This window comes from Pseudomonas sp. B21-056, assembly GCF_026016325.1.
In the GTDB taxonomy this organism is placed as follows: domain Bacteria; phylum Pseudomonadota; class Gammaproteobacteria; order Pseudomonadales; family Pseudomonadaceae; genus Aquipseudomonas.
In genome coordinates this window covers 2,954,211-2,968,173 of sequence record NZ_CP087203.1, presented here as the reverse complement: position 1 = coordinate 2,968,173, position 13,963 = coordinate 2,954,211, and the positions used below count along the sequence as shown (strand labels likewise).

Here is a 13,963-nt window from a genome sequence, read left to right as displayed (position 1 = left end):
ATTGAACGAACATAACGATAGTCTCGACCAGTTGAAACGTGCCGCACTCCTGCAACTGCTCAAGCAACGCGGAGCGACACGGGTCATCGATACCACGCCCGACGAGATGCTTGTCGTCGACCGCAACAGCCCGTTGGTGCTGTCATTTTCCCAGCAGCGGATGTGGTTCCTCGATCAGCTGGACCCGACAGCCAGCGTCGCCTATCACATGCCCGCCTCGTTGTTGCTGCGTGGCGAGCTGAATCAACCGGCCCTCAAGGCGGCCCTTGACCGTTTGGTGGCCCGACATGAAAGCCTGCGCACCACCTTCCGCCGCGAAGGCGAACACCCGGTCCAGGTCATCGCTCCCGAGCAATGCGGGTTCACCCTGGTGGAACACGATCTAAGCCACCTCCCCCGGGATCAGGTCGAGCAACAGGCGGCTCGCCTGACCGAAAGCGAGGCCTTGACGCCCTTTGACCTGCTCCATGGCCCGCTGATCCGTGGCAGCTTGCTACGCCTGGCCAGCAACGAGCACATCCTGTTGATCACTCAACATCACATCATCTCCGATGGCTGGTCTATCGGCATTCTGGTCAAGGAGTTTGCCACGCTGTATGAGGCATTCAGCGCTCAGCGGCCCGACCCCCTGCCACCGCTGGCCCTGCAATATGCTGACTATGCCGCCTGGCAACGCCAGCATCTGGAAGGCGAGCGTCTGAACCAGCAGGTGGAGTTCTGGCGCAGCCACCTGGCCGGTGCCCCGGCGCTGCTTTCGCTGCCGACCGACCGGCCGCGGCCGGCGGTACTGAGCTATCGTGGTGAAACCATGAAGTTCGAGCTGTCCGCGTCGCTGTCCAGCGCTATCGGCCAGTTCGCCAAATCCCGCGCTGCAACCTCGTTTATGGCCCTGATGGCTGCCTGGGCGGTGCTGCTGGCCCGGATCAGTGGCCAGCAGGATCTGGTGATCGGCACCGTTGTCGCTAACCGCGACCGCCAGGATGTCCAGTCGTTGATCGGTTTCTTCGTCAACACGTTGGCGCTGCGCGTGCGTCTGGACGCCAATCCGACCCTCGATCAGGTGCTGCGGCAGGTCAAGGATCTGATGCTGGAGTCATCCACCCGGCAGGACACACCTTTCGAACAGGTCGTCGAAGCCCTGAAACCCGCACGGAGCGCCAGCTACAGCCCGGTGTTCCAGACCATGCTCTACACCAATGCCGGAGGGGCCAGCGGCCATCGGTTGCAACTGCCGGGGCTGCACCTGGAGTTCCTGCCCTCGGCCAAGGACACGACCCAACACGATCTGTCCTTGCACATCGACGAAAGCGGCCCGAACCTGTCGTGCAGCCTGTCGTATTCCACCACCCTGTTCGACGCCGCCACCATCGAACGCCTCGCCGCGCGCTTCGAGCGCCTGCTGCAGTGTTTCACCGAAGCCCCGGACACCCGTGTCGGTGCGCTGGAACTGGACCCGCCCTTGGCCCTGCCGGCCATCACCGCGCTGACGCCGGTGCCGGAGCGCATGCCGCTGTCCTATCACCAGGAGCGGCTATGGTTCGTCGACACCTTCGAGACCGGCTACCTGTACGACGCCAACCCGGTCTACCACAACATCCCCTTGCTGCTGGAGCTGACCGGCGAGATCAATCAAACGGCCCTGCAAACCGCCCTCGACGGCCTGCTGGCCCGCCACACTATCCTGCGCTGCCGGTTGTCGAGCGACGGCGCCAGCGCCTGGCAGCGTTTCGACGGGCCGGCCACCCTGCCCCTTGAACGGCTCCAGGGCAACCCGGACACCCTCGCCGCCCAGGCCCTGGCCGAGACCCGCCGGCCGCTGGCCATGAACGGCGGCAGCCTGGTGCGCGCCAGCCTGGTGCAAGCGGACGAACGCACCGCCGTGCTGGCGATTGCCGTACATCATTTGCTGGCCGACCGCACCTCCATGCAGTTGCTCAAGCGCGACCTGCTGGCCCTCTATGCCGCCGCCTGCGCCGAACGCGACGCCGAACTGCCGGCCCTGCCGCTGGGCTATGGTGACTTTGCCGCCTGGCAACGCCAGCTCCCGGCCGCGGTGCTGGAGAACCTGCGGGCCTATTGGGCCTATCAGTTGCGCGGCAAGCTGCAAGCCCTGGAGCTGCCGCTCAATCGCCCGCGCATGGCCGTGCACGTCTTCGCCGAAGCGACCCACGCCTTCACCCTCGAAGCGTCGCTGGTTCGCCGCCTCGAAGCCTTGGCCCGGGAAGTCGGCGCAAGCAGCGACAGCCTGGCCCTCAGCGCCTTCACCGCCTTGCTGCGCCGCTATGCCGGCCACGATGAACTGGTGATCGGCACCACGGCCGCCTGCCGTGAAGCCATCCTGCACGACATCGTCGGGCCGCTGGACAACCTGCTGGTCATGCGCGGCTTCTGCGACAGCGACACCACCCTGCAACAGCTCTGGGAACAGACCACCGGCAACCTGACCCAGGCCCTGCGCCATCGGCACATGCAGTTCGACCAGTTGGTGCTGGCGCTGAATCCGGCCAAGGACATGAGTCGCACCGCGCTGTTCGACGTCCTGTTCAACTTCCAACGCGATAGCGACAGCAACGCCCTGGTCGCCGGGCTGGCGGTCAACACCCTGGAAAGCAACCTGGGCTATGGCAAGAACGACCTGCACCTGCTGATCAACGCGGCTGAGCAACACTGGGCCGGGCATGTGGTGTACAACGCGGAGTTCTTCGACCCTGCCTTCATCCAGCAACTGATGCGTCATTACGTGCGCCTGCTGGAAGCCTTCGTCGATGACTTCCAGCAACGCGTCGACGACGTTCCCCTGCTGGATACCGCCGAGCGGCAGCGGCAGATCATCGACTTCAACGACAGCGAAGCGGCCTGGCCCGACACCCTGACCCTGCAACAGATTTTCGAGGAGCAGGCCCGCCGGACCCCGGAGCGCATTGCGGTCAACCTCGACCAGGAACAACTGACCTATCGCCAGCTCAACGAACAGGCCAACCGTCTCGCCCACCGTTTGCGCGCTGCCGGTGTGCGCCCCCAGGAGTTGGTCGCGATTGCCCTGGAGCGTTCGGTGCAGATGATCGTCGCCACCCTGGCGGTGCTCAAGGCTGGCGGCGCCTATGTGCCCATCGACCCGGCCTCGCCCCAGGAACGCATTGCCTATGTGCTGCGCGACAGCGGCGCGCGCAAGGCCATCGCTCGCCAGGCCATGGAGCCGGCGTTGCAGGCATTGGGTATCGAGGTCCTCGATCCGACCCTCGGCAGCGTCGACGCCAGCGTCGCCAATCCGGCCAACGTCAACAGCCCGGACCACCTCTGCTATGTGATCTACACCTCGGGCTCCACCGGTGAACCCAAGGGTGCGCTGCTCGAACACCGCAACGTCGTGCGCCTGCTGCATAACAACCGCCCGGACTTCCAGTTCAATGCCGAGGATGTCTGGTCGCTGTTCCATTCCAACGCCTTCGACTTCTCGGTCTGGGAAATCTTCGGCGCGCTGCTCCATGGCGCCCGCCTGACCCTGGTGCCCGAGACCCTGCGTCGCGATCCGGCAGCACTGCTGGGTTTCCTCGAACGCGAACAGGTGACGGTGCTGAACCAGACTCCGTCGGCGTTCCACCAGCTCAGTGCCGCCGCACTGGCCGCGGCGGATGTGCGTCTGGAGCATTTGCGCTACGTGATTTTCGGCGGGGAAAGCCTGGAGCTGGGCAAGCTCGACGCCTTCCACCGTGCCTTCGGGCATGTGGCACTGGTGAACATGTACGGCATCACCGAAACCTGTGTCCACGTCACCTACAAAGCCATTGGCGCGGCGGACATCGCCGCTGGTATCTCCAACGTCGGCCGGCCGATTCCGACCACCGTCGCCTATGTGCTCGACGCCCAGCAGCGGCTGCTGCCCGTGGGCGTGGCCGGTGAGATCTGCGTCGGCGGCCTGGGGGTCGGCCGTGGCTACCTGAACCGTCCGGCCCTCAGCGCCGAACGCTTCATTGCCGACCCGTTCCGTCCCGGCGAGCGACTGTATCGCTCCGGGGACCTGGGCAAGTTGCTGGACAATGGCGAGATCGTGCACCTGGGCCGGATGGACGCCCAGGTGAAGATCCGTGGTTTCCGCATCGAGTTGGGGGAGATCGAAGCCAAGCTGCTGGCTTGTGAGGGCGTGCGGGAAGCCAAGGTGCTGGCCCGTGAGGACGCGAACCAGGGCAAACGCCTGATCGCCTACCTGATTCCCCGTTCGGGCGCGGTGCTGGAAGTAGCGGCCTTGCGCAAGCAACTGGGGGCCACCCTGCCCGACTACATGATCCCGACGGCCTTCGTCAGCCTGCACGCCTACCCGCTGACGGCCAACGGCAAACTCGACCAGGATGCCTTGCCCGAGCCGGACCTGGGCGCCATGTCCGAGCGCGGCTACACCGCCCCCGAGGGCGCTACCGAAACCGCCCTGGCGCAGATTTTCCAGGAGTTGCTGGGCCTGGAGCGCGTGGGTCGCCATGACAGTTTCTTCGAGCTGGGCGGGCATTCCCTGCTGGCCGCACAACTGGTGTCCCGGGTACGGCAACAGTTGGGCGGCGAGCTGATGCTGCGCGAGCTGTTCAGCCATCCCACCGTGGAGGAGCTGGCGCGGGTGGTGGGTCAGCCGCAAACCACCGAGGCCGCGACCATCGGCCAGGTCGACCGCAACGGGCCGCTGGCGTTGTCGTTCGCCCAGCAACGCCTGTGGTTCCTCGACCAGCTCGATTCCGGCGCCGGCAGCGCTTATCACATGCCGGCGGCCTTGCTGCTACGCGGCGATCTTGACCGGGCGGCTCTCAAGGCCGCGCTGGACCGCCTGGTGGCCCGGCATGAAAGCCTGCGCACCACCTTCGAACGCCGTGGCGAACAACCGGTGCAGGTCATCGCCCCGGCGGACTGCGGCTTCATCCTGGCCGAACAGGATCTGCGCGCGCTGCCCTATGAGCAGGCCAGCCTCAGCGCGTCACGCATCGGCAACACCGAGGCCCTGGCGCCGTTCGATCTGAGCCGTGGGCCATTGATTCGTGGACGCCTGCTGCGCCTGGCCGATGACGAACACATCCTGTTGATCACCCAGCACCACATCATCTCCGACGGCTGGTCGGTGGGTGTGCTGGTCAAGGAATTCGCCGCCCTCTACCGGGCCTTCAGCCAGCAGCAACCCGATCCCCTGCCGGCGTTGCCGATCCAATATGCCGACTACGCAGCCTGGCAACACCAGACCTTCGACGGCGAACGGCTCAATCGCCAGGCAGGATTCTGGCGTGAGCATCTGGAAGGCGCGCCGGCGTTGCTGTCCCTGCCCACCGACCGCCCACGTCCGGCGATGCAAAGCTACCGCGGCGGCGACGTTGCGGTGACCATCGCCCCGGCCTTGCGCGAACGCCTGGAGCAGTTCTGCCAGGCACACAACGTCACCCTGTTCATGGCGCTGCTCAGTGCCTGGTCGGTGCTCATGGCGCGCCTGGGCAACGAACGAGACGTGGTCATCGGCGTACCGACGGCCAACCGCAGCCGCACCGAGACCGAAAACCTGATCGGCTTCTTCGTCAACACCCTGGCCCTGCGCGTCGACCTGACGCAGAACCCGAGCGTGGTGCAGTTGCTGGAACAGATCAAACAGACAACCTTGACTGCCTACGAGCATCAGGACATTCCTTTTGAACAGGTCATCGAAGCTGTACAGCCGCCGCGCTCGCTGAGTCACAACCCGCTGTGCCAAGTAGCGCTGTCGCTGAACAATACCCCTGGTGGTGTTGAGTTGGACCTGCCCGGCCTGACTCTGATCCCTGTAGCCCAGGCCCATGAAACTTCACAGTTCGATCTGATGCTGACGCTGGGCAATAACGGCGGAATGCTGGCCGGGGTGATCGAATACGCCACCGACCTGTTCGACCGCCCCACCGTGGAGCGCTTCGCCCAGCATTTCCAGACCCTGCTCGAAGCGATGGTGACGGATGTCGAGCAACCGGCGCTGGCCTTGCCATTGCTCAGCCCGGCACAGCGCCTGGCCTCGCCGGCGGTGCTGCCGCCCAAGGCCGTGTTCAGCCCCGAAGCGTTGATTCATCAGCGCTTCGAACAACTCGCCGCCGTCCAGCCCCAGAACATTGCCCTGGTCTTCGGCGAAACGGAACTGAGTTACCAGGCCCTCAACCGCCGCGCCAACCGCATCGCCCAGGCGCTGCTGGCCCAAGGCGTGCGCCCCGATGATCGGGTCGCCATCCTGGCCCGACGTGGCGTGGAAATGGTCTGCGCGGTACTGGCGGTGCTCAAGGCCGGGGCGGCCTACGTGCCACTGGACCCGGCCTACCCCGCCGAACGGCTCGGCTACCTGCTGGACGACAGCGCCCCGGTAGCACTGCTGGCGCAACCGGACTGCCTCGACGCGCTGCCTGGGCACGCCGTGCCGGTGGTCAGCCTCGACGAAGACCTCGCGGCCGATGACCTGCCAGAGCTGGACCGCAATCCGGACGCCGACGCCCTCGGCCTGACGTCGCGGCACCTGGCCTACGTCATCTACACCTCGGGTTCCACCGGGCTGCCCAAAGGGGTGCTGGTGGAGCACGGCAACGTCGCACGCCTGTTCGACGCCACTGCGCAACTGTTCGACTTCACTCGCAACGACGTCTGGACGCTGTTCCACTCCTTTGCGTTCGACTTCTCGGTCTGGGAAATCTGGGGCGCGCTGAGCTACGGCGGCAAACTGGTGGTGGTCCCGAGCGACGTGGCCCGTTCGCCCGACGACTTCTACGCACTGGTCTGCCAGCAACAGGTGACCGTGCTGAACCAGACCCCGAGCGCGTTCCGCCAGTTCATCGAGGCCCGTGAGCGCAGCGACCTGGAGCACAGCCTGCGGGAGGTGATCTTCGGCGGCGAGGCCCTGGACTTCCGCAGCCTGCGGCCATGGACCGCCCGCACGGCGCTATCCCGCACGCGCCTGGTGAACATGTACGGCATCACCGAGATCACCGTGCACGCCACTTACTACCCGGTCAGCCAGGATGAAATCGACGCGGGCGCGCCAAGCCTGATCGGCCCCCCCCTGCCCGACCTGTGCCTGCGCATTCTCGACGACTATGGGCAACCGGTGCCGGTGGGGGTCAATGGCGAGATCCATATCGGCGGCGCCGGTGTCGCCCGGCATTATCTGAATCGCGATGAGCTGAATGCCGAGCGCTTCATTCCCGACCCGTTCGCGTCACAAGCGGGTGCGCGGCTGTACCGCACCGGCGACGTCGCCCGCTACCGCGCCGACGGCGGCGTGGTCTACGTGGGCCGCAACGACTCGCAGATCAAGATCCGTGGTTTCCGCATCGAGCTGGGGGAAATCGAGGCCCAACTGCTGGCCTGCGCCGAAGTCCGCGAAGCCCTGGTGACCGTGCGCGAAGACCAACCCGGCGACAAGCGCCTGGTGGCGTACCTGATCGCCCATGATGGGGTCGTTGTGGAGTCGTCGGCTTTGCGCAGCCAACTGGCGAGCGTGCTGGCCGAGCACATGCTGCCCAGTGCCTTCGTCACCCTCGCGGCCTGGCCGCTGACCACCAACGGCAAGCTGGACCGCAACGCCCTGCCGGCACCGGACGCCTCCGCCGCCGCGAGCCAGCAGTATGAGGCGCCGCTGGGGACGATCGAAATCACTCTGGCCAATGCCTGGCAGGAACTGCTCGGGCTAGAACGGGTGGGTCGCCAGGACCACTTCTTCGAACTCGGCGGCCATTCCTTCCTGGTCATCAGCCTGATCGAACGTCTGCGCCAGGCCGACCTGCAACTGGACGTGCGCACGGTGTTCTCGGCACCAACCCTCAAGGCCATGGCTGCTGTCCTGGCCGGCGGCAACAACGCGCAACGGGTCGTGCCGGCGAACCTGATCCCCGTTGACTGCACGGCCATCGAACCGCACATGCTGCCGCTGGTGACCCTCAGCCCGCAGGAAATCGAGCAGATTGTCGCCGATGTTCCCGGCGGCGCTGCCAATGTGCAGGACATCTATCCGCTGTCGTCGTTGCAGGAAGGCATCCTGTTCCACCACCTGTTGCAGTCCGAAGGCGATGCCTACCTGATGCGCACGGTGGTGACGTTCAATCGGCGCCAGTTGCTCGATGATTTCCTGGCCGCCGTGCAGGTGGTGATCGATCGCCACGATATCCTGCGCAGCGCCCTGCGCTGGCAGGGCCTGCCGCAGCCGGTGCAGATCGTCCATCGCCAGGCGCAACTGCCGGTGGTGACCCTGGAGTGTTTCCCCGGCGAAGACGCCTTGCAGATCCTGCGTGACACCACCGACACCCATCATCTGCGCCTCGACCTGCAGCGGGCGCCGTTGATCGCCGCGTACATCATCCAGGACGAGCCTCGCGGGCAATGGCTGCTGGCGCTGCTCGACCACCACCTGGTCAGCGATAATGTGACCCTGCGCCTGATCATGCGTGAGATTCAGGCAGTGCTGGCCGGTGAGGCCCACAGCCTGCCGCCGTCCCAGCCGTACCGCAACTTCATCGCCCAGGCTGCCAGCGTGCCCCAGTCCGGGCACGAAGCCTACTTTCGACGCTTGCTGGCCGATGTCGACACCACCACTGCGCCTTACGGGATGCTGGATGTCCGCGGCAGCGGCGTCGGGATCCAACGCTCGGTCAAGTATCTGAGCGACGAACTCAGCGCCCGGATTCGCCACACGGCGCGCCGGCAAGGAGTGCCGACCTCGGTGCTGTTCCATGCAGCGTGGGGCCTGGTGGTAGCCGCGACCAGCGGCCGCGACGACGGGATTTTCGGCACGGTGCTGTCGGGTCGCTCCCAAGGCACCGCCGGCGCCGACCATGCGTTGGGCATGTTCATCAACACCTTGCCGATGCGCATCCGCTTGCAGCAGCACACCGTCAGCGACATCGTCCATGACGCCTACCAGCAACTGAGCGAACTGCTGACCCACGAACAGGCCTCCCTGGCCCTGGCCCAGCGTTGCAGCGCGGTGGACGCTTCGTTGCCGCTGTTCACGGTGATCCTCAACTGCCGTCATGGCGACCTGGTGAACGCTTCCGGGGAAAATGTCGAGGACATGGGCGAGCACGAAGGCATGCACTTCATCGCCTCGGAAACCCGCACCAACTACCCCATCGAAATCGCCGTGGCGAATGTGGCTGACGGCTTCTCGCTGACGGCTCAATCCATCACTGGCATCGATCCGCAACGCATCGCCGCCTATCTTGGCCAAGCCGTGGCTGCATTGGTGGATGCCCTCGAGCAGTCGCCGGAACGCCTCGCCAGCAGCCTCGACGTAGTGCCCGCCAGCGAACGCCAGTTGCTGCTTGAGGACTTCAACCGCACCGCCAGCGATTTCGGTGCGGCGCAACCGATCCACCAGCTGTTCGAAGCCCAGGTGCAGGCCAACCCTGACGCGGTGGCCCTGGTCTGCGAAGACCGCCAGTTGAGCTATCGCCAGCTCAATCGCCGCGCCAACCACCTGGCCCGGCAGTTGCTCGACCTTGGCGTGCAACCCGATCAGCGCGTGGCGATCTGTGCCGAGCGCAGCCTGGAGATGATCGTTGGCCTGTTGGGCGTGCTCAAGGCCGGCGCGGCCTACGTGCCCATCGACCCGGCTCACCCGGCGGAGCGCATGGCGTTCATGCTGGCTGACAGTCAACCCCAGGTACTGTTGACCCAATCGGCGCTGTCCCTGCCGTCCGGGGAGCTGCCAGTATTGCTGCTGGACATCGTGGAATCGTTGCAAGCGGCGGACGATGCGGCTTTCGATAGCAACCCACAGGTAGCGGGCCTGACCGCGGACCATCTGGCCTACGTGATCTACACCTCCGGCTCCACCGGCCAGTCCAAAGGCGTGATGGTCGAGCACCGTTCGGTGTTCAACTTCTGGCACGTGCTGACCCGCACCACCCACCAGCACTGCCCGACCCCGGCTACCGTGGCCCTGAACGCTGGGTTCTTCTTCGACATGTCGATCAAGGGCATCTCCCAGCTGTTCTCCGGCCACCGCCTGGTGATCATCCCGCAACTGATCCGCGCCAGCGGCAGCGAGTTACTGGATTTCCTCGAACAGCACCAGGTGCATGCCTTCGACTCCACCCCGTCGCAGCTCGATACTCTGCTCGCCGCCGGTCTGCTGGAGCGTCAGAGCTACCAACCGGTCAGCGTGTTGCTGGGGGGCGAGGCGATCAACGCCGCCACCTGGGAGAAGCTGCGCAACTGCCAGAGCATCCGTTTCTACAACATGTACGGCCCCACCGAGTGCACGGTGGACGCCACCATCGACCTGATCCGTGACCTGGGTGAAAGGCCGAGCATCGGCCGGCCGTTTGCCAACGTCCAGGTCCACGTGCTGGATGCGCGAGGTGAGCCAGCGCCGCTGGGCGTCGCCGGGGAAATCCACATCGGCGGTGTTGGTGTGGCCCGGGGTTATTTGAACCGGCCGGAGCTGAGCGCCGAGCGCTTCATGGCCGATCCGTTCAGCCTTGAGCCGAACGCACGCCTGTACAAGACCGGCGACCTCGGTCGCTGGTTGGCCGACGGTACGCTGGAGTACCTGGGGCGTAACGACTTCCAGGTGAAGATCCGTGGCTTCCGGATCGAGTTGGGCGAGATCGAGAATGCCCTGGTGGCCTGCCCGGGTATCCGCGAAGCCGTAGTGATCGCCCGTGAGGACAGCCAGGGCGACGCGGAGAACAAACGCCTGGTCGCCTACGTCTGCGGCGAGCCGGTCCCGGCCGAGCAATTGCGCAGCACGCTGTTGAGTGGCCTGCCCGAGTACATGGTGCCCAGCGCCTTTGTGCACCTGGACGCCTTGCCCCTGACCGCCAACGGCAAGCTCGACCGCCGCGCCCTGCCCGAACCGGGCCAGGAGTCCCTCGCCAGCAAAGCCTACGAGGCGCCGCTGGGGGATACCGAGATCGCCATTGCCGAGATCTGGAAAGGCCTGCTGCACCTGGATCAGGTCGGCCGTCACGATGGCTTCCTCGAACTGGGCGGCCACTCGTTGCTCGCCGTGCAGTTGCTCTCGCGGCTGCGCCGCAAACTGGGCGCGCGGATCACCCTGCGCGAACTGTTTGACGCACCGACCGTGCGTGGCCTCGCCGCGCTGGTCCACAGCGCGTCGCCCAACGAGGCGGCATCGATTCCACTGGCCAATCGCTCAGGCCGCCTGCCGTTGTCCTTCTCCCAGCAACGGCTGTGGTTCCTCGATCACCTGGACCACGCCGCTGGCGCCGCCTACCACCTGCCCCTGGCCTTGCGCCTGACGGGTTCGCTGGACAAGGCGGCCTTGCAGGCGACCCTCGATCGTCTGGTGGCGCGTCATGAAACCCTGCGCACCCGTTTCGAGCTGGTGGACGGCGAGCCGGTGCAGAAGATCGCCCCGGCCGACTACCGCTTCCAGTTGGAACAACAGGACCTGCGCTCGATGCCGGCCGACGAACGCTCGATCACCCTGAAGCGCCTCGGCCAGGTCAACGCCACGCAGCTGTTCGACCTGAACCAGGGGCCGTTGATGCGCGGCCACCTGGTGCAACTGGCGGACGAGGAGCATGTGCTGTTCATGACCTTGCACCACATCGTCTCCGACGGTTGGTCCAACAGCGTCCTGGCCCGTGAGGTGAGCGTACTCTACAGCGCCTTCGCCCAAGGCCAGAAAGACCCGTTGCCGCCACTGGCGCTGCAATACGTGGACTACGCCGCCTGGCAGCGCAAATCCCTCGAAGGCCCGGCCTTGCAGGCGCAGATCGACTTCTGGCGGCAACATCTGGAAGGCGCGCCCGCGCTGTTGAACCTGCCGCTGGATCGCCCGCGTCCGGCGATACAGAGCTATGCCGGCGGCATTGTCGACTATGCCTTTTCAGTGTCCCTCAGCGCCGAGCTGCGGGCCTTCAGCCAGGCCCAGGGCAGCACGCTGTTCATGGTGCTGCTGGCCGGCTGGTCGGTGTTGATGAGCCACCTGAGCGGCCAACACGATGTGGTGGTCGGCACGCCAGTGGCCAACCGTCAGCGTCCGGAGCTGGAGGCGTTGATCGGCTTCTTCGCCAACACCCTGGCGTTGCGGGTCGACACCGGGCGCGACAGCCGTGTCGACGAGTTGCTGGCGCGGATCAAGGACCAGACCCTGGCAGCCTACAGTCACCAGGACCTGCCGTTCGAGCAAGTGGTCAGTGCGCTGCAACCGACTCGCAGCATGAGCCACAGCCCGCTGTTCCAGGTGATGTTGAGCCTGAACAACACGCCCCCGGCACCGCTGCAACTGCCGGGGCTCGCGGTGCAAACCCTGGAAAGTCCGCACAACACCACCCAGTTCGACCTGTCGCTGTCGCTGATCGACAATGGCGAGCGCATCGGCGGCAGCCTGCAATATGCCAACGATCTGTTCGACCGGGAGACCGTGCAGAACATTGCCGAGCTGTTCGCCAAGGTGCTGGAAAACCTGGTGACCGATCCACGACAATCCATCGGCCAACTGCTGGAAAGCACCCCGCCGCTGGTGCGCTCGGTCACCGCCGTGACCTCACCGACCAGCACCGAAGACAACCCGGTCCCAGCCTTGCCTTACGAAGCGCCTCGGGGCGATACCGAAATCGCCATCGCGGCGCTCTGGCAGGATCTGTTCAAACAGGAGCGCATCAGCCGTCACGATGACTTTTTCAGCCTCGGCGGTATTTCGTTGATGGCGGTGCAGATGGCGTCACGTCTGCGCAAGGTGCTCGGCAAGCCCATCGCCGTGCGCGACCTGTTTGTCGAACCGACCATTGCCGGCTTCGCCAGGACCCTCGATGGGCAGGCCCGGCCGGGCGCCAACAGCAATCTGGTGCCGATCCGTCGCAGCGGTTCCCAGCGGCCGCTGTACCTGGTGCATCCACTCGGTGGCGAGGTGCAATACGCCCGGGACCTGGCGCCGTCGCTGGATCCCCAGGTGCCGGTCTATGGCCTGGCCGCCAGTGGCCTGGTGGCGGGAGAAGCGCCGCTGTCGGATGTGCCGTCCATGGCGACGCGTTACCTGGCGGGCATCCGTCAGGTCCAACCGCAAGGGCCGTACCGGATTGCCGGTTGGTCGGCTGGTGGGCTGATCGCCTATGAAATGGCCCGTCAGTTGTTGGCCGCTGGTGAGATCGTGGAATTCCTCGGCATCATCGACGCGTCAGCACGGCCTGATCCGGTGCCGACGCAAGCGCTGAGCGAAGCGCAGTTCCTGATGGCCTGGCTGCCCGAACAGATCGCCCCCGACCTGCTCGGACAATTGTCAGAGCTGGCGCAACACTCGGCCATCGATGCGATGCTGACACTGTGCATCAGCCACCGCCTGTTACCGGAGGAACTGCCCCACGACATCGACGCCGCCCTGCTGCGCACCCACCTGGGGGTGGCCTATGCGATGCGGCAGGCCATCGGCGCCTATGTCAGCCCACCGAGCCCGCTCGAGGTATCGCTGTTCACCGCGAGCGAACAGCACCGCGACGACCCGACCCTGGGCTGGCGCGGGTTGCTCAATGAGCAGGTCAGCGTGACCGCCCTTCCCGGCAACCACAACACCCTGGTCAAGGCCCCTCATGTGGCCAGGCTCGGCGAGGCAATGTCCCAGGCATTGAAGGCTCGCGCGGTGTCATAGGGTAGAGGTGGGTCAGTCAACTCGATGTTGGCTGACCTACCGCTATCGCGAGCAGGCTCGCTCCCACATTGGATTCGGGGTGTACGCAGTACTTGTACATGCCACCAACCCTGTGGGAGCGAGCCTGCTCGCGATGGCGGCGGCACATTCGACACTGATGCCAGCTGACCCACCGCTATCGCGAGCAGGCTCGCTCCCACATTGGATTCGGGGTGTACGCAGTACTTGTATATGCCACCAAACCCTGTGGGAGCCTGCTGCGACTACCAGCCGTCGAGTGTCCCCGTTTTCCGCCACAGACTTTTGCTCCCTGCCCATGCCTAATGCCCCCCGACAGGCTGAATCGTTTTAGTGGACGGAGTTCACGGACGGAGT

At 65.5% G+C, this 13,963-nt stretch carries 1 protein-coding gene; it reads left to right on the top strand.

Features of this window, described 5'->3' with window-relative positions; genetic code table 11:
• The first annotated feature begins 1 nt into the window (after position 1).
• Positions 2 to 13,588, top strand: a complete 13,587-nt coding sequence (locus LOY67_RS12930; protein WP_265067541.1) for a non-ribosomal peptide synthetase — start codon at positions 2 to 4, stop codon at positions 13,586 to 13,588.
• Positions 13,589 to 13,963: the final 375 nt, after the last annotated feature.